Origin of the sequence: Pseudomonas sp. CAU 1711 (assembly GCF_039888625.1) — a bacterium.
Classification (GTDB): domain Bacteria; phylum Pseudomonadota; class Gammaproteobacteria; order Pseudomonadales; family Pseudomonadaceae; genus Aquipseudomonas.
On record NZ_JBDQQT010000009.1, the window covers coordinates 169,203 to 184,513 of the forward strand.

The 15,311-nt window shown below is 66.7% G+C and carries 19 protein-coding genes; 9 read left to right on the forward strand and 10 right to left on the reverse strand.

What is annotated here, in order from left to right; all coding sequences use genetic code 11:
* Positions 1 to 34: 34 nt before the first annotated feature.
* On the reverse strand, positions 35 to 442 hold the full coding sequence (locus AAFN46_RS12300) for a PaaI family thioesterase (RefSeq protein ID WP_347809026.1): 408 nt from the start codon (positions 440 to 442) through the stop codon (positions 35 to 37).
* A 101-nt stretch (positions 443 to 543) separates the two neighbouring features.
* Between AAFN46_RS12300 and AAFN46_RS12305 the strand changes: the two genes are divergently transcribed.
* Both AAFN46_RS12305 and AAFN46_RS12310 read left to right on the forward strand, forming a co-directional pair.
* On the forward strand, positions 544 to 2,259 hold the full coding sequence (locus tag AAFN46_RS12305; RefSeq protein ID WP_347808978.1) for a proline--tRNA ligase: 1,716 nt from the start codon (positions 544 to 546) through the stop codon (positions 2,257 to 2,259).
* A gap of 23 nt (positions 2,260 to 2,282) precedes the next feature.
* Positions 2,283 to 3,233 (forward strand): hypothetical protein, encoded by a 951-nt coding sequence (locus tag AAFN46_RS12310; protein ID WP_347808979.1) that lies wholly within the window; start codon positions 2,283 to 2,285, stop codon positions 3,231 to 3,233.
* 73 nt (positions 3,234 to 3,306) lie between these two features.
* Here AAFN46_RS12310 and AAFN46_RS12315 read toward each other — a convergent pair whose 3' ends face one another.
* Both AAFN46_RS12315 and AAFN46_RS12320 read right to left on the reverse strand, forming a co-directional pair.
* Entirely contained in the window at positions 3,307 to 3,579 is a 273-nt protein-coding gene (locus AAFN46_RS12315) for an acylphosphatase (protein WP_347808980.1), read from the reverse strand.
* Between the two features lie 4 nt (positions 3,580 to 3,583).
* The gene (locus tag AAFN46_RS12320) at positions 3,584 to 4,051 is read right to left on the reverse strand and encodes a TlpA disulfide reductase family protein (RefSeq protein WP_347808981.1); all 468 of its coding nucleotides are present in this window, start codon (positions 4,049 to 4,051) and stop codon (positions 3,584 to 3,586) included.
* Between the two features lie 30 nt (positions 4,052 to 4,081).
* Here AAFN46_RS12320 and AAFN46_RS12325 point away from each other — a divergent pair, with 30 nt between their 5' ends.
* Together AAFN46_RS12325 and AAFN46_RS12330 are read left to right on the forward strand one after the other, a co-directional pair.
* Positions 4,082 to 5,491 (forward strand): PilZ domain-containing protein, encoded by a 1,410-nt coding sequence (locus tag AAFN46_RS12325; RefSeq protein ID WP_347808982.1) that lies wholly within the window; start codon positions 4,082 to 4,084, stop codon positions 5,489 to 5,491.
* Between the two features lie 123 nt (positions 5,492 to 5,614).
* A complete protein-coding gene (locus AAFN46_RS12330) occupies positions 5,615 to 6,007 on the forward strand; it encodes a hypothetical protein (protein ID WP_347808983.1) in 393 nt (130 codons plus the stop codon).
* Positions 6,008 to 6,060: 53 nt separating this feature from the next.
* On the opposite strand, the gene AAFN46_RS12335 is transcribed toward AAFN46_RS12330, so the two are convergent.
* Both AAFN46_RS12335 and AAFN46_RS12340 read right to left on the reverse strand, forming a co-directional pair.
* Positions 6,061 to 6,252 carry a hypothetical protein gene (locus AAFN46_RS12335; protein WP_347808984.1) on the reverse strand — a complete coding sequence of 64 codons (192 nt, stop codon included), beginning with the start codon at positions 6,250 to 6,252 and terminating at the stop codon, positions 6,061 to 6,063.
* A 181-nt stretch (positions 6,253 to 6,433) separates the two neighbouring features.
* Entirely contained in the window at positions 6,434 to 7,651 is a 1,218-nt protein-coding gene (locus tag AAFN46_RS12340; RefSeq protein ID WP_347808985.1) for a YihY family inner membrane protein, read from the reverse strand.
* A 73-nt stretch (positions 7,652 to 7,724) separates the two neighbouring features.
* Between AAFN46_RS12340 and arsC the strand changes: the two genes are divergently transcribed.
* From arsC to AAFN46_RS12355, 3 genes are read left to right on the forward strand one after another with little or no spacing between them, the layout of a single operon-like run.
* Entirely contained in the window at positions 7,725 to 8,078 is a 354-nt protein-coding gene (gene arsC / locus AAFN46_RS12345) for an arsenate reductase (glutaredoxin) (protein WP_347808986.1), read from the forward strand.
* A complete protein-coding gene (gene wrbA / locus AAFN46_RS12350; protein ID WP_347808987.1) occupies positions 8,075 to 8,680 on the forward strand; it encodes an NAD(P)H:quinone oxidoreductase in 606 nt (201 codons plus the stop codon). Before arsC ends, wrbA begins: the two co-directional genes overlap by 4 nt.
* The gene (locus AAFN46_RS12355; RefSeq protein WP_347808988.1) at positions 8,673 to 9,080 is read left to right on the forward strand and encodes a DUF2069 domain-containing protein; all 408 of its coding nucleotides are present in this window, start codon (positions 8,673 to 8,675) and stop codon (positions 9,078 to 9,080) included. The genes wrbA and AAFN46_RS12355 overlap by 8 nt, the downstream gene beginning before the upstream one ends.
* Before the next feature lie 184 nt (positions 9,081 to 9,264).
* Here AAFN46_RS12355 and AAFN46_RS12360 read toward each other — a convergent pair whose 3' ends face one another.
* From AAFN46_RS12360 to AAFN46_RS12380, 5 genes are all read right to left on the reverse strand, one after another.
* On the reverse strand, positions 9,265 to 9,882 hold the full coding sequence (locus AAFN46_RS12360; protein WP_347808989.1) for a hypothetical protein: 618 nt from the start codon (positions 9,880 to 9,882) through the stop codon (positions 9,265 to 9,267).
* A gap of 148 nt (positions 9,883 to 10,030) precedes the next feature.
* Positions 10,031 to 10,735, reverse strand: a complete 705-nt coding sequence (gene hda / locus AAFN46_RS12365) for a DnaA regulatory inactivator Hda (RefSeq protein WP_347808990.1) — start codon at positions 10,733 to 10,735, stop codon at positions 10,031 to 10,033.
* Positions 10,732 to 11,826 (reverse strand): AI-2E family transporter, encoded by a 1,095-nt coding sequence (locus AAFN46_RS12370; RefSeq protein WP_347808991.1) that lies wholly within the window; start codon positions 11,824 to 11,826, stop codon positions 10,732 to 10,734. Before AAFN46_RS12370 ends, hda begins: the two co-directional genes overlap by 4 nt.
* Position 11,827: 1 nt before the next feature.
* Entirely contained in the window at positions 11,828 to 12,376 is a 549-nt protein-coding gene (locus tag AAFN46_RS12375; RefSeq protein ID WP_347808992.1) for a CDP-alcohol phosphatidyltransferase family protein, read from the reverse strand.
* A 30-nt stretch (positions 12,377 to 12,406) separates the two neighbouring features.
* Positions 12,407 to 13,426 (reverse strand): DUF2066 domain-containing protein, encoded by a 1,020-nt coding sequence (locus AAFN46_RS12380; RefSeq protein WP_347808993.1) that lies wholly within the window; start codon positions 13,424 to 13,426, stop codon positions 12,407 to 12,409.
* A 174-nt stretch (positions 13,427 to 13,600) separates the two neighbouring features.
* Here AAFN46_RS12380 and purM point away from each other — a divergent pair, with 174 nt between their 5' ends.
* Positions 13,601 to 14,659 carry a phosphoribosylformylglycinamidine cyclo-ligase gene (gene purM / locus AAFN46_RS12385; RefSeq protein ID WP_347808994.1) on the forward strand — a complete coding sequence of 353 codons (1,059 nt, stop codon included), beginning with the start codon at positions 13,601 to 13,603 and terminating at the stop codon, positions 14,657 to 14,659.
* Positions 14,659 to 15,303, forward strand: a complete 645-nt coding sequence (gene purN / locus AAFN46_RS12390) for a phosphoribosylglycinamide formyltransferase (RefSeq protein ID WP_347808995.1) — start codon at positions 14,659 to 14,661, stop codon at positions 15,301 to 15,303. The genes purM and purN overlap by 1 nt, the downstream gene beginning before the upstream one ends.
* Positions 15,304 to 15,311: the final 8 nt, after the last annotated feature.

A 15,311-nucleotide genomic window follows, 5' to 3' on the forward strand; every position in this document is an offset into this window, starting at 1 on the left:
CTAGGCCGGGTTCTTTTTTATTCACTCAGGCAATTTACAGCGGCAGGGCGTAGGTACCGGTGACATGCGCCACCAGCTCACCCTCCTCGCCTTGCGAATAGAGCTGCACCTCACATACCGCCTGGCGCTTCGACAGGCGCAGAATGCGCGCCTCTGCCAGCAGATCGACTGGCTTCGGCCTGGCCAGGAAGTTGATATTGAGATTGGCCGTCACCGCCATCTCCACCCGTCCGAGTCTACCCAGCACCACCGCATACATGGCCGCATCGGCCAGCGCCATGATGGCTGGCCCCGACAGGGTGCCGCCCGGGCGCACCAGCCTGGCGTGGAAAGGCACCCTGGCCACCACCCTGTCGCCATCCAGATGATCGATGCACAGATCGATATCCTCGGCCATCGGCACTCCAGCGCGAATCAGCGCCTGCACCTGGCCTGCGGTCAGCTCCGCCATATTCGACTCCCGGTCTGTCCTGTACGCCACCTGGCTGGCACCGTACAATGCCGAGTCATTCTTTGCCCTCGCAACCGACATAACGGCCAAACATGCGTACCAGTCAGTACCTGCTCTCGACCCTCAAGGAAACCCCCTCCGACGCCGTGGTGATCAGCCACCAGCTGATGCTGCGTGCCGGCATGACTCGCAAGCTGGCCTCCGGCCTCTACACCTGGCTACCGATGGGGCTGCGCGTGCTGCGCAAGGTCGAGGCCATAGTGCGCGAGGAAATGAACGCCGCCGGCGCCCTGGAAGTGCTGATGCCGGCCGTACAGCCGGCCGAGCTGTGGCAGGAGTCCGGGCGCTGGGAGCAGTACGGCCCCGAACTGCTGCGCATCAAGGACCGCCACGACCGCGAGTTCTGCGTCGGCCCGACCCACGAGGAAGTCATCACCGATCTGGCGCGCAACGAGCTGAACAGCTACAAGCAGCTGCCGATCAACCTGTATCAGATCCAGACCAAGTTCCGCGACGAGATCCGCCCGCGCTTCGGCCTGATGCGCGGCCGCGAGTTCATCATGAAGGACGCCTACTCCTTCCATCCGAGCCAGGCCTCGCTGCAGGAAACCTACGACCGCATGCACCAGGCCTACTGCAATGTGTTCACCCGCCTGGGTCTGAACTTCCGCCCGGTGCAGGCCGATACCGGCTCCATTGGTGGCACCGGCTCCCACGAGTTCCATGTGCTGGCCGAATCCGGCGAAGACGATATCGCCTTCAGCGACAGCTCCGACTACGCCGCCAACATCGAGAAGGCCGAGGCCATCCCGCGCGAGCAAGAACGCGGCGCCGCCACCGAGGAGCTGCGTCTGGTCGACACGCCGAACACCAGGACCATCGACGACCTGGTCAAGCAGTTCGGCCTGGCCATCGACAAGACCATCAAGACCCTGGTGGTGCACGCGGCCGAGGAAGGCAAGCTGATCGCCCTGATCGTGCGCGGCGACCACGAGCTGAACGAGATCAAGGCCGCCAACCACGAGCTGGTCGCCAGCCCGTTGGTGTTCGCCTCCGAGGCCGAGATCCGCGCCGCCATCGGCGCCGGCCCCGGCTCGCTGGGCCCGCTGAATCTGCCGATCCCCTGCATCATCGACCGCAGCGTCGCCCTGATGAGCGATTTCGGCGCCGGCGCCAATATCGACGACAAGCACTACTTCGGCCTCAACTGGGAACGCGACCTGCCGCTGCCGATCGTGGCCGACCTGCGCAACGTGGTCGCGGGCGATCCCAGCCCGGACGGCCAGGGCACCCTGGTGATCAAGCGCGGCATCGAGGTCGGCCATATCTTCCAGCTCGGCACCAAGTACAGCGAGGCCATGGGCTGCAAGGTGCTGGGCGAGGACGGCAAGCCGGTGACCCTGACCATGGGCTGCTACGGCATCGGCGTCTCGCGCGTGGTGGCGGCCGCCATCGAACAGAACTACGACGAGCGCGGGATCCTCTGGCCCGACGCCCTGGCGCCCTTTCAGATCGCCCTGGTGCCGATGAAGTACGAGAACGAGACCGTGCGCGAAGCCACCGACAAGCTCTACGCCGAGCTGACCGCCGCCGGCTACGAGGTGCTGCTGGACGACCGTGACAAGAAGACCAGCCCCGGGGTCAAGTTCGCCGACATGGAGCTGATCGGCATCCCGCACCGCATCGTCGTCAGCGAACGCGGCCTGGCCGAGGGCATGCTCGAGTACAAGCATCGCCGCGCCGGTGAAAGCCAGCAGCTGCCGGCAGCCGAGATCCTGACCTTCCTCGCCGACCAAATAGCCCGCTGAGTCTGTCCGACCAAGAAGCCCGCATGTTCCCGCGAAACTCACTCCGTCTCGGCGCCGCCCTGTGCGGCGCCCTCTTCCTCGGCGGTTGCGCCAACCAGCTGCCGCAACGCAGCGAGCACGAGGAGCGCTTCGAACGCCGCCTGCTCGACCACAGCCTGCAGATCGACGTGGGCGAGCCGCGGGTACTGGAGCTGCCGCAGCGCCGGGTGCGCATCCACGAACAGAAGACCTTCGAGGTCACCGAGTTCGAGGTGACCCGGCGTTATGACCGCTACACCCCCTATCAGGCCTGGCGCGAGCTCTACGAGGTGCCGCTGGGTGCGGTGGCCGTGGTGGCCGGGGTCGGCGCCAATGTCTTGAACGTGGTGCTGCTGGGCCGCCTGCCCGACAGCGTGACCCAGGACTGGATCAGTTACGGCATCGCCGGCCTGAACCCGGCGATGAACGTCGAATCCAACGGCCGCGCCGAACAGAACCTGGCAGCCATCGAGGAAGTCCAGCGCGACAAGCGCACCGAGTACTCCAGCCTGCCCTGGACCGAGCGCCCGGTACAGATCAAGGCCGGCAAGGATATTCACGAGCTGACCACCGACCGTCACGGTGTGTTGCGCCTGAATCTGCTCGACGGCCCCTTCGCCGAACACGATGTCAGTCCTGTCGGCAGCCTGCTGCTGAGCGTCGAGGATCCCCAGGACGGCACCCGCGCCGAGGCCGGCCTGCTGGTCAGCCGCGACCTGCGCGGCAAGCTGCGCGAAGCCCATGCCCTGATCTACGACGACCTCGAGGACGACGATGTCGGGCAGTGGGTGCATCGGGTCAAGCGCCTCTCCGACCTGGGCCTGGAAGAGGAAGCCAGCGAGCTGGAGCAGAGCCTGATCGAGCTGACCCGCAACGATCCCGAACTGCAGGAGCAGTTCCTCAAGACCCTGCTCAAGGACGCCGGGCGACTGGCTGCCGATCCCGGCGAGGACTGAGAGACTTCACCAAGCCCGCCTTGTCTTGGCCGGGCTTGCAGGATAGAAGCCGCCCCGCGGCCAGGAACGGCTTCTAACGACGAACGATAAAGCCGGCGATCCCTTGCACCGGCTGCTCCTCCAGCTCCAGCGCATCGACTCGCGCCCGCTCCGGACCACGCGCCAGCCAAGCCTCCAGCTCGCGCACGGCAAGCTCTTCGCCTTCGACCAACACCTCGACTCGACCATCGACCAGGTTGCGTACCCAGCCATTCAGGTCGAGACGCTCGGCCTCGCCCTGGGTGCACTGGCGAAAGCTCACACCCTGTACCTTGCCACTGACGAAACCGTGCAAGCAGATCTGCATCCCGTTACTCCTCGGCCTGCCAGTGGAGCAGACGCGCCTGCAGGCCGGCCGCGGTCTGTTCGCCGACCAGGCGCTCGCGCAGCCTGCCAGCACCATCGATGATATAGGTGACCGGCAAAACGTCGTTGCGCGGCAGTTCCAGACGTGGCGCGGGGTCCTGCGCCAGCACTGTGAAGCGGATATCGAAAGCGGCGGCGGCCTTGCTCAAGGCCTCACCCTGCAGCGCATCGAAGTTGACCCCCAGCACGCGCACGCCCTGCCCTTGCAGATCGGCGCTGAGCCGGTTCAGTTCGGGTATCTCGGTACGACAGGGCTTGCACCACTCGGCCCAGTAATTGATCACCAGCCACTGGCCTTCCAGCTGCTCAGCCGCTACCTTTCGTCCATGCTGATCGAGACCCCAGTCATCGGCGCAACCGGCCAGAAGAAGCCCGGCTAATACACCTATCACCATCTGGAGTGGTCTTCCCATGCTTTCGCTCCTCGTGCACACGGGGTTGATATGACGCTGGATGCCCTGCGCCTCGAGGTGCCGGATATCCTCGAAGAGGACGCCACCTCGCTCGCCGACCTCAACGACCGGCTCGCCGCCGCCCGCCGGCTGCCTCATGAGGACGGCCTGCAGGACGTGCTGGGGCTGCTGTTCAGCCTCAACCGCTGCGCCATGACCTTACTGGAAAGGCAGAGGGCCCTGCAAAGCCTCAGCGAGGAATATCGCCACTACTGCGCGGCGCTGGACGACGGCACTGCGCCTTCGACCCTGTTCGTACATCTGTGCGACGAGCTGGCCTCCGGCTTCAAGCGCCTGCTGCTGCAGATCCTGCAGGGCCATCACCCCTCGCGCCCGCACCTGGCCTGGTGCCTGTACATGGCCCAGCACTTTCTCGCCCAGAGTCTGCTGCGCCATTATCAACTCTATCAGGAGCCGGCCGCCTCGCTATGGAGCGACAGCCACCTGCTCTACTGGCTGGGCGAGCATCAGGGCTGCCTGGACGAGCACGTCGCCGCCCCTTTCCAACCGGCACCCGCCGGCTCGCTGCGCGGGCTCTACCAGCAGATGCTGCTGCTGGCGCTGAGCAACCCCTTCCACCTGGCCGAAGGCGAGTGCCTCGAGCTGTTCGCCGCCCTCACCCCGCTCGCGGAGCTGGCGCGCCTGCTGCCCTGGGAAGAGGACGAGGACGGCGAAGGCCCCCTGATCGATCTCAGCCAGGCGCTGCCCTGCCTGCCCTATGACGGCGAGATCAAGGGTAGCTTCGAATACCTGCGCCGCCTGGAGCTGGGCGCCCTGCTGGTCGCCCTGCACGAACCCGCACCACTGCGCAGCGCCGCGCAGCTGGAACTGCTGGAGCGCGTCCATCAGCACTGGCAGGGTCGCCAGCAACGACGTCATCCACGCGCCGACTTCAGTGCCGACTGCAACCTGGTGATCGGCCTGGCGAACATCCACGCCCAGCTTCTGGAAAAGCGTCCGCCCCACTGCGCGGCGCAGATGCTCGACGCCAGCCCGGGGGGGGCGCGCCTGCTCTGCCATGCCGACCTCGGCGGCCAGCTGCCGGTCGGCCAACTGGCCCTGGTCCTCACCCACAGCGGCACACCGACCCTGGCCCTGGTGCGCTGGCGCCACCTCAACCAGCAGGGCCTGCATCTCGGCCTGCGCTACCTCAAGGGCCTACCGCGCGCCGTCTGGCTGCGCCGCGCGCCCAGCGCCCAGACCCACCCGGGGGTGCTGCAGAGCACGCCGGAGCCGGGTGCCGGCTGGCACCACGGGCTGTGGCTGCCAAACGGGCAGTTCGTCGAGGGAGAAAATCTCTGGCTGCAACTGGCCAACGTCAACAACCAGGCCGTACTGCCCCTGCCCGCCGCCAATCTGAGCACGCCCAGCGTGGTGCGTCACCCCCTGCGCCTGGCCTGATCCCACAGACAGGTTCTGCGACACAGGTCTCGGCCGGCATCGCCATAGCGCACAGTATCGCCGCGATGCCCCCGCCTATAATCGCCCCATTCCTATACCAACCAGTTCCGCCGGAGTCGCCCCATGTCCCAAGCCAGCGACAAGCTGATCGGTCCAGTCCCTGCCAGCATCGTCAACAGTGCACGTATCGGCATGACGCCCTACGAGGGCAAGGTGGCGGAGTACAACGTGGCGGTCTGGCTGAATCTACCCGGCCTGGCCAACCTGCCCGTGTCGCTGATGATCCGCTATCGCGACGGCAGCCAGCTACGCGAGATCGCGGTGGATCACGGCAAGGTCAACGCCCACCACAAGGTGATGCTCTCGGGCATCGCCCGCCTGCCGATGAAGAGCAAGATCGAAGACATGCAGGTGCGCCTGCGTTCGGCGGTGCCGGCGCAGACGCTGATCGTCGAGGAGTTCTTCGTGCAGGCCGTCGAGTTGCAAGATAACGCCAACCGCCAGGCCCTGGCCTGACTCACTCGCGACTGACCTACCCCCGCTTCGGCGGGGGTTTTCGTTTTACCGTCTCAGAACACGCCGAAGCGCACCACCGAATCCCGCTTGGGCGGCTCGGACTCCTCGACCGCCTGACGCGCCAGCGCCGCCAGGGACTCCGGCCAGCGGGCGAAACGCAGGCCGGTAATACGGTTCAGCCGTTGCAGGGCCTCATCGGAATCCCGCGGCTGCAACGGCACCACCTTGTTCTTGCTACTGATCATCCACTCGACATCCCTGATGCATTCAGGCCGCTAGCAGTCTGCCAGCACTCGACTGGTTAGACTGCCAGAAGCATGCCAGCCATCCCTGGCCGGTATCATGGCGCCTGCGCGCCCCCTGCAGCCCGTGGAACAGGCTGCACCTGGCCCTAAACTGACCTTTTTCGTCACCCCTGGCAAGCACTCAATCGCGCGCGTGCAGCCACTGCGCCAGGCTGCCGTCGAACAGGGCCGCCTGCTCCTCGTGCAGCAGCCGCAGCGCCTGCTGCAACGCCGGGTACCAGGGCTCGTCGAGCTGCTCGGGCAACTGCAGCGGTGTCGGCAGCGGCCAAGGGCAGCGTCCGAGCAAGCGCTGCAGGCTATAGTGCTGCAGGTCCCGACAGAGCACCCAGCCGCCACCGCTGGCGCGACAAATCAGCTGTTCGCCCTCGAGAAAATCGACCACCTCCGCCCATTCGTCCTCCGCCAGCAGCCAGCCGGCCCCCTGCATGTCCTCATGCCGCAGCGCCCGCCCCCGCTGCTGGCGCTCATGAAAGACCCGCAGCACCCCGAGCACGACCAGCAGGCGCGGCAGCGCCTTGCGCCGCCAGTGGCGGACGGACGACAGGTTACACACCAGCTCGGCGCCGAACAGCACGATCAGCCAGGACAGATAGACCCACAGCAGGAACAGCGGCACCGTGGCGAAGGCGCCGTAGATCAGCTGGTAGCCGGGGAACAGGCTGACGAACAGGCCGAACAGGGCCTTGGCCACTTCCACCAGCACGGCGGCGAACAATCCGCCGACCAACGCGTGGCGCAGCGGCACCCGGGCGTTGGGCACCGCCGAGTAGATCAGGGTGAAGGCCGCCGCGCTGAACAGCAGCGGGGCGAACGCCAGCAGGGTCTTGGCGCCGATCAGGGCATCCGGCCCGGACAGCAGCGACAGCGAGGTGATGTATGTGGTCACCGCGAAGCCGGCACCCAGCAGCAGCGGTCCCAGGCTGAGGATCGCCCAGTACAGCAGGAAGCTGGACACCCCGCGACGCGGCTGGCGCACCCGCCAGATGGCGTTGAAGGTCTTCTCGATGGTCACCAGCATCATAAAGGCGGTGACCGCCAGCAGCCCGACGCCGACCCAGGTCAGCTGGCGCGCCTGGGTGGTGAAGTCGCGCAGATATTGCTGCACCGTGGCGCCGGACGAGGGCACGAAGTTGCGAAAGATGAAGCTCTGAATCTGCTCGCCGGTGCCCTGAAAGGCCGGCACCGCAGACAGCATGGCGAAGGTCACGGTCATCACCGGCACCACGGCGAACAGCGTGGTGTAGGTCAGAGCCGCGGCGCTGTGGATGGCCCGATCGGAGAAAAAGCGCTGCAACAGGAAACGCCAGAACCCCACCCAATCATCCAGCCGCTGGTGCATGCCCTCTCCTTAGAACCCGTTTCGTGCCCGAGGCGGCTAGAATAGCGCCCTGTTTTACCAAAGGGCACCCGCCATGACCGAACTGACCCTCTACCACAACCCGCGCTGCTCCAAGTCCCGTGGCGCACTGGAGCTGCTCGAAGCGCGCGGCCTGCAACCGACCGTGGTGCGCTACTTGGAGACCCCGCCGAGCGCCGCCGAACTGCGCGCCCTGCTGGGCAAGCTGGGCATCCCCGCCCGCCAGCTGCTGCGCAGCGGCGAAGACGAGTACAAGGCGCTCAACCTGGCCGATGCCAGCCTGGACGAAGAGCAGCTGATCGCCGCCATGGCCGCCCATCCCAGACTGATCGAGCGGCCCATCCTGGTCGCCGGCGAGCGCGCGGTGATCGGCCGTCCGCCGGAGAAGGTGCTGGAGCTGCTGGCATGAGCTCGCCCTATATCCTGGTGCTCTACTACAGCCGCCACGGCGCCACCACCGAGATGGCCCGGCAGATCGCCCGCGGCGTCGAACTCGGCGGCCTGGAAGCGCGCCTGCGCACCGTGCCGCCGGTATCCACCGAGTGCGAAGCGACAGCCCCGGCGATCCCCGAAGACGGCGCCCTCTACGTCGAACTCGACGACCTGAGAAACTGCGCCGGCCTGGCCCTCGGCAGCCCGACCCGTTTCGGCAACATGGCCGCGCCGCTCAAGTACTTTCTGGACGGCACCAGCAGCCTGTGGCTGACCGGCGAGCTGGTCGGCAAGCCGGCCGGGGTGTTCACCTCGACCTCCAGTCTGCACGGCGGACAGGAAAGCACCCTGCTGTCGATGATGCTGCCGCTGCTGCACCACGGCATGCTGATCGCCGGCCTGCCCTACAGCGAAGGCGCCCTGCTGGAGACCCGTGGCGGCGGCACGCCCTATGGCCCCAGCCATCACGCCGGCGCCGATGGCAAGCGCAAGCTCGACGAACAGGAAATCGCCCTGTGCCGCGCCCTCGGCCAGCGCCTGGCGGCCACCGCCGCGAAACTGGAGACCACCCGTGGCTAGAACGCCCAAGCCCCTGCCCAGCCTGGAATGGCTGGCCCCGCGCCTGAAACTCAGCCGCGCCCTCAGCCTGTTCAGCTTCTTCTCCCTGCTCGCCCTGCTGCTGACCTGGAACCTGCTCTTCGCCGACCTGCACGGTGCGCGCACCTGGGTGGTGCTGAGCATCCAGCTGCTGCCGCTGCTGCTGCTCGCCCCCGGCCTGCTGCTGGGTAACGCCCGCGCCCACGCCTGGATCTGCTTCGTGGTGAACATCTACTTCATCCAGGGCGTGCTGGCCGCCATCGACCCGGGGCGCGCCCTGTTCGGCGCCCTGGAGACGCTGATCAGCCTGAGCCTGTTCTGCTGCGCCCTGCTCTACGTACGCTGGAAGTTCCAGTACGACCGCAAGCTGGCAGGGGAATAGGAGCGGCGCAGTAAATGCGTAAAGGGCGGGTTTACCCGCCCTTTACGGCACGAGGACAGAAAAACACCTCGACTGGTGCGTTCCTCAGCTGACGTCCGCTCGAGCTTAAAGAGGGGAATTGTTCCAGCAATACCTTGAGGACAAAGGACCTGCGCTCCGATGCACCAAACTGAGCGCACATTGGTCAACGCCTGAACAGGCGCTCATGCAGCCAGCCTTCATTGGTCAATACAAGCACTGCCTTGTCCCGAACCTCGCCCTCGACCTGATCTTTGAGGCTCTCGTAGGCAGCACTCAAGTCCTCTGACTTCACCCAGTCTGCTACATCCTTGACCTTGTAGCTGTAGTTCACCCGGGAAATCATTGTGCCCGCAGCATCGCTCGGCTCAGTAAAGTTCTCGATCTCCACAATTTCGTACTTTCCTGAGCAAAAAGCATCGTGCCCACCCATTGTGTTGGCACCACCAGCAACCAAGAACTTCTTACCAAGCTCGGTTAACTGATATTCGGAACCCTCTTCCATTGCTTTGCCGAATGAGGCCTTGACCTGCGTATCAGTCCGAGTGAGCAGCCCCACATCGACCAGAGCGTCGGCACGTTGCTTCATATCAGGAAACCATCCCTTGTTCGCCAGCGAGAACGGATACTCCTTGGCAGGAATAGCCGCGCATACCCCATTCTGAGAATCAAGGTATGCCTGAACTGCCTTGGCGAAATTCCCTTTATTGGCGTCCTTTACGCCCCCACATCCCACAACCGCTGCAGCCAGACAACCCAGCAAAGCAAACCGAACAGCTCTCATCGTCGTACATCTCCCTGTTAGTACGAAAGGCATCTCGCATGCCTATTCCATGGCAAGTGACAAGTCGTGCAAAAGCAACGGCATACTACATAACCCCATGCGTGAGACGCAGTCTACTCAGCAACACCTGAGAAATGCGTCACGCCCCCTACCAGCCCAGGGTTTCCTTGAGGAAGGGAATGGTCAGCTTGCGCTGGGCCTGCAGCGAAGCCTGATCGAGGCGTTCCAGCAGCTCGAACAGCGCGCTCATGCTGCGCTCGCCACGGGTGAGGATAAAGCGGCCCACCTCGTCGGTCAGGTGCAGGCCGCGACGCGAGGCGCGCAGTTGCAGGGCGCGCAGCTTGTCCTCGTCGGACAGCGCCTGCAGCTGGAACACTAGGGCCAGGGTCAGGCGCGACTGCAGGTCGGGCAGTTGCACCGGCAGTTCGCGCGGCGACACCGTGGCCGCCAGCAGCAGGCGCCGACCGGAGTCGCGCAGGCGGTTGAACAGGTGGAACAGCGCCTCCTCCCAGTCCGCCCGGCCGGCCACCGCATCCAGGTCGTCCAGGCAGACCAGCTCGGACTGATCCAGCCCCTCGAGCAGCTCGGGGCCATGCTCGGCCACCTCGGCCAGCGGCAGATAGACGGCCGCCTCGCCGCGCTGCTCGAAGCGCAGGCAGGCCGCCTGCAACAGGTGGCTGCGCCCCACGCCCTCGCCGCCCCAGAGGTAGATCAGACTCTCGGTCCACCCCGCATCGGCCTCGCACAGGCGCTCGACATAGCCGAGCGCCGCGGCGTTGGCGCCGGGGTAGTAGTTGGCGAAGGTGGCGTCGTCGCGCAGGCGCACGCCGAGGGGCAACTGAACTGGTTTCATACGCTGGGCGGCGGCTCTTGCGAGTCGTCGGCGGGCTCTCCGTAAAGGGCGGAAAGTTTATAGAAATCATGAGCATGGCGCAGCAATACCATGATCACCGCGGCAACCGGCAGGGCCAGCAGCACGCCGGTGAAGCCGAATAGCTGGCCGCCGGCGAGGATGGCGAAGATCACCGCCACCGGGTGCAGGCCGATGCGGTCGCCGACCAGCATGGGGGTCAGCAGCATGCCTTCGAGCAACTGGCCGATGCCGAAGACCACGGCGATGCCGAGCAGCGGGTAGAGTTCGAAGCCGGCATGCTGGAACAGCGCGGCGATCACCGCGGCGCCGATGCCGACGATGAAGCCCATGTAGGGCACGATACTGGCCAGACCGGCGAGCAGGCCGATCAACAGCCCCAGCTCCAGGCCGACCAGCATCAGGCCCAGCGAGTAGATGGCGGCCAGAGCCAGCATCACCAGCAGTTGGCCGCGCATGAAGGCGCCGAGCACCTCATGGCACTCCCCTACCAGTTGCACCACCAGCCTCTCGCGGGCGCGTGGCAGCAGGCTGCGCAGCTTGCCCAGCATCAGGTCCCAGTCGCGCAGCAGGTAAAAGGCCACCACCGGGATCAGCAGCAGGTTGCCCAGCCAGCCGAGCAGCGCCAGACCGGAGGCCGTGGCCTGGGCCAGCAGGCCGCCAACTATGTCGGTGGTCTTGCCCAGATGGCCGGACAGCGCCTGCTTAACCTGGTCGAACCGCCAGAAGCCTTCGGCCAGGCCGAACTGCGCCTGCGCCCAGGGCAGCGCCTGATGCTGGGCCCAGTCGAGTCCCTGCGGCGCCAGTTCGTAGAGACGCACCAGCTGGCGGCCGAGCATGGGGATCAGCACCAGCAGCATGAGCAGCAGCACCAGGCCGAACAGGGCGAACACCAGGACCACGCCCCAGGTGCGCGCCAGGCCGCGGCGCTCCAGGCGATCCACCAGCGGATCGCCGAGATAGGCCAGCAGCATGGCCACCAGAAAGGGCGAGAGGATGGGGCTGAGCTGGTAGAGCAGCCAGCCGCAGAGGAACAGGCCGGCCAGCCACAGCCAGCGACGTGAATCGGTCATTTCAGGCACTCCCTTGACGCTGCCGGTACTTGCGCGACCAGCTCCATACATAGTGACCGCCACTGGCCAGGGCCAGCACCAGGACGGCATAGATCAGCGGCGCGCGCACCTCGGCGAAGCCGGGCAACAGGCTCAGCTCCAGCAGCACGGCCAGCACCAGGACGATCTGCAACACGGTGGAAAGCTTGCCCAGCAGGCTCGGGCGGAACTCGAAGGGGCCGGCCAGCCAGCGGTACAGGGCCGCGCCTGCGACTATCAGGGCATCGCGGGCGAGCACCGCCAGGGTCAACCACAGCGGCAGTATCTGGGTCGCCGTCAGGCACAGGTAGCTGGTGACCAGCAGCAGCTTGTCCGCCAGCGGATCGAGGATGGAGCCCAGGCGGCTGACCCAGCCGAAGCGACGGGCGAGAAAGCCATCCAGGGCGTCCGACAGTCCGGCCACGGCGAATAGCGCCAGCGCCTGGCCATGGCGCTCGGCCAGCAGCAACAGGGCGATGGGCAGCGTCAGCAGCAGCCGCAGCAGGGTCAGAACATTGGGTAGTTGGCGCATATCATTCCCTGGATGCGCGAAGCCGCCGGACTACCAGCGAAAACGCATGCGATTGGTCGGAGCCGGCGCGGCCTGGGGAGCGCCACTGGCGTCCAGCGGCGCGGCCTCGGCCGGCACTTCCTGCAGGCCGGCCAGGCCCAGCTGGGCGCGCAGCTGCTCGGCGCTGGCGTTGACCTGCCACACCAGCTGGTCGCCCTTGACCCTGAGCAGACGCGCGGAGAAGGGCTCGAGCAGGCGCTCCAGCTCGGCGAAGCGGGCCAGATCGGCGCCCTGGACTTCCAGGGTCAGGGCACCGCTGGCGCCCGGCTTGACCAGGAAGCGCGGGGCCAGGCGCTGGCCGACGGCGAGCAGGACGGCATCGGCGAGTTCCTGCCGGCTGCCCGCCGCAGCCGAGCCTTGCTCGCGGCTATCGCCCAGCCACAGGCGCCATTGCGCCTGCCATTGGCCGCCCTCTTCACGAGCCTGTACCGCCAGCAGGGCATCGGCGCCGTAGCGCTGCGAGGCCTCGCGCAGGGCCTCGGGCTGATTGGTACTCAGGTTCTCCGGGGTCGCCAGCAGTTGTTCCTGCAGATCGGCCAGCGGCAGGCGCAGCGGCAGGCCACGATGCTGGGCGGCGCGGCGCAGCGGCGCCGAGGCCTCCTGGCCATCGCCGACCAGACTGGCGCCCTCGGCGCCGCCGTTCAGCCACCAGGTCAGAATCGACGGCCGATTGGCGCCCCACAGCGCCAGGCCGGCCTGGCGCAGCTTGTTCTCGGTGGTCAGCGGGTCGAAGTCGACCACCAGGGTGTCGCCCTCGTAGACATACTGGCTGACCAGCTGCTGCGGGTCCTGGCGTACGCCCTCCAGCGCCGGGCTCTGCAGCGCCTTGGCGTCGCCGGTCAGGCGCAGCAGTAGGGTCTCCAGGGCGCGCCCGAGGGCGGCGACGCGCTCCTCCGGCTGCTGGCTGGCGACCGCCTCGCGCACCTGGTAGAGACCCTCGACCGTCTCGGCCCGGGCAGGCAGGCTGAGCAGCGTGAGGCAGAGGACGAGCAGGCGGGCTGACAGGCGCATCGATAGGGTCTCGGGGAGGGAAAGGGCTATACCTTAAACAGCCGCCTGTTCCCCGGCAACCGTCGCGCCCGGTGGCCGCTGGCGGGCAAGCCTGATAAAATCGCGCGCCTTCGCGGACCGGCCGCCGACACGCCGGTCGCCCACTGCATTCCCCCTTCGTAAAGGCCTGATCCCATGAGCAAGCAACCCTCCATCAGCTACAAGGATGCAGGCGTCGACATCGACGCCGGCGAAGCCCTGGTCGAGCGCATCAAAGGCGTGGCCAAGCGCACCGCGCGTCCGGAGGTCATGGGCGGCCTGGGCGGCTTCGGTGCCCTGTGCGAGATCCCGGCCGGCTACAAGCAGCCGGTGCTGGTGTCCGGCACCGACGGCGTCGGCACCAAGCTGCGCCTGGCGCTGAACCTGAACAAGCACGACAGCATCGGCCAGGACCTGGTCGCCATGTGCGTCAACGACCTGGTGGTGTGCGGCGCCGAGCCGCTGTTCTTCCTCGACTACTACGCCACCGGCAAGCTCAATGTCGACGTGGCCGCCACCGTGGTCACCGGCATCGGCGCCGGCTGCGAGCTGGCCGGCTGCTCCCTGGTCGGCGGCGAAACCGCCGAGATGCCGGGCATGTACGAGGGCGAGGACTACGACCTGGCCGGCTTCTGCGTCGGCGTGGTGGAGAAGAGCGAAATCATCGACGGCTCCAAGGTGGTCAGCGGCGACGCCCTGATCGCCCTGCCCTCCTCCGGCCCGCACTCCAACGGCTACTCGCTGATCCGCAAGATCATCGAAGTGTCCGGCGCCGATATCGAGGCCACCGAGCTGGGCGGCCACAAGCTGGCCGACCTGCTGATGGCGCCGACCCGCATCTACGTCAAGCCGCTGCTCAAGCTGATCAAGGACACCGGCGCGGTCAAGGCCATGGCCCACATCACCGGCGGCGGTCTGCTCGACAACATCCCGCGCGTGCTGCCGCAGGGCGCCCAGGCGGTGATCGACGTGGCCAGCTGGAACCGCCCGGCGGTGTTCGACTGGCTGCAGGAAAAAGGCAACGTCGACGAGCACGAGATGCACCGCGTGCTCAACTGCGGCGTCGGCATGGTCATCTGCGTGGCCCAGGACCAGGTCGAGGCCACCCTGGCCAGCCTGCGCGCTTGCGGCGAGCAGCCCTGGGTGATCGGCCGGATCGCCGAGGCCGGCGCAGGCGCCGAGCCGGTCGTGCTGAACAACCTGAAAGCCCACTGATGACCTGCAACGTCGTCGTCCTGATCTCGGGCTCCGGCAGCAACCTGCAGGCGCTGATCGACAGCATCGCCCACGACGGCAATCCGGCGCGCATCGCCGCGGTGATCTCCAACCGCGCCGATGCCTACGGGCTGGAGCGGGCCAGGCAGGCCGGCATCCAGACCCGGGTGCTGGAGCACAAGCAGTTCGACGGCCGCGAGGCCTTCGACGCGGCGCTGATCGAGACCATCGACGGCTTCGATCCACAGCTGGTGGTGCTGGCCGGCTTTATGCGCATCCTCACGCCGGGGTTCGTCAATCACTACAGCGGCCGCCTGCTGAATATCCATCCCTCGCTGCTGCCCAAGTACAAGGGCCTGCACACCCACCAGCGAGCGCTGGAGGCCGGCGAGCGCGAGCATGGCTGCAGCGTGCACTTCGTCACCGAGGAACTCGATGGCGGCCCCCTGGTCGTACAGGCGGTGGTGCCGGTAGAGTCCGGCGACACGCCGGAGAGCCTGGCCCAGCGCGTGCACAGCCAGGAACACCGCATCTACCCCCTGGCGCTGCGCTGGTTCGCCGAGGGCCGCCTGCAACTGGGTGATACCGGCGCGCAACTGGACGGCACGGACCTGCCGGCCACCGGTCACCTGATCCGCACATAGGAGATTCC

What these genes read in the sequence shown, in the direction of transcription:
- AAFN46_RS12310 (WP_347808979.1), top strand. Translation starts at nt 2,283, where the DNA reads ATGTTCCCGCGAAACTCACTCCGTCTCGGCGCCGCCCTGTGCGGCGCC.
- AAFN46_RS12335 (WP_347808984.1), bottom strand. Translation starts at nt 6,252, where the DNA reads ATGATCAGTAGCAAGAACAAGGTGGTGCCGTTGCAGCCGCGGGATTCC.
- purN (WP_347808995.1), top strand. Translation starts at nt 14,659, where the DNA reads ATGACCTGCAACGTCGTCGTCCTGATCTCGGGCTCCGGCAGCAACCTG.
- AAFN46_RS12375 (WP_347808992.1), bottom strand. Translation starts at nt 12,376, where the DNA reads ATGCGCCAACTACCCAATGTTCTGACCCTGCTGCGGCTGCTGCTGACG.
- AAFN46_RS12325 (WP_347808982.1), top strand. Translation starts at nt 4,082, where the DNA reads ATGACGCTGGATGCCCTGCGCCTCGAGGTGCCGGATATCCTCGAAGAG.
- AAFN46_RS12305 (WP_347808978.1), top strand. Translation starts at nt 544, where the DNA reads ATGCGTACCAGTCAGTACCTGCTCTCGACCCTCAAGGAAACCCCCTCC.
- AAFN46_RS12315 (WP_347808980.1), bottom strand. Translation starts at nt 3,579, where the DNA reads ATGCAGATCTGCTTGCACGGTTTCGTCAGTGGCAAGGTACAGGGTGTG.
- AAFN46_RS12320 (WP_347808981.1), bottom strand. Translation starts at nt 4,051, where the DNA reads ATGGGAAGACCACTCCAGATGGTGATAGGTGTATTAGCCGGGCTTCTT.
- purM (WP_347808994.1), top strand. Translation starts at nt 13,601, where the DNA reads ATGAGCAAGCAACCCTCCATCAGCTACAAGGATGCAGGCGTCGACATC.
- AAFN46_RS12330 (WP_347808983.1), top strand. Translation starts at nt 5,615, where the DNA reads ATGTCCCAAGCCAGCGACAAGCTGATCGGTCCAGTCCCTGCCAGCATC.
- AAFN46_RS12370 (WP_347808991.1), bottom strand. Translation starts at nt 11,826, where the DNA reads ATGACCGATTCACGTCGCTGGCTGTGGCTGGCCGGCCTGTTCCTCTGC.
- AAFN46_RS12340 (WP_347808985.1), bottom strand. Translation starts at nt 7,651, where the DNA reads ATGCACCAGCGGCTGGATGATTGGGTGGGGTTCTGGCGTTTCCTGTTG.
- hda (WP_347808990.1), bottom strand. Translation starts at nt 10,735, where the DNA reads ATGAAACCAGTTCAGTTGCCCCTCGGCGTGCGCCTGCGCGACGACGCC.
- arsC (WP_347808986.1), top strand. Translation starts at nt 7,725, where the DNA reads ATGACCGAACTGACCCTCTACCACAACCCGCGCTGCTCCAAGTCCCGT.
- wrbA (WP_347808987.1), top strand. Translation starts at nt 8,075, where the DNA reads ATGAGCTCGCCCTATATCCTGGTGCTCTACTACAGCCGCCACGGCGCC.
- AAFN46_RS12360 (WP_347808989.1), bottom strand. Translation starts at nt 9,882, where the DNA reads ATGAGAGCTGTTCGGTTTGCTTTGCTGGGTTGTCTGGCTGCAGCGGTT.
- AAFN46_RS12380 (WP_347808993.1), bottom strand. Translation starts at nt 13,426, where the DNA reads ATGCGCCTGTCAGCCCGCCTGCTCGTCCTCTGCCTCACGCTGCTCAGC.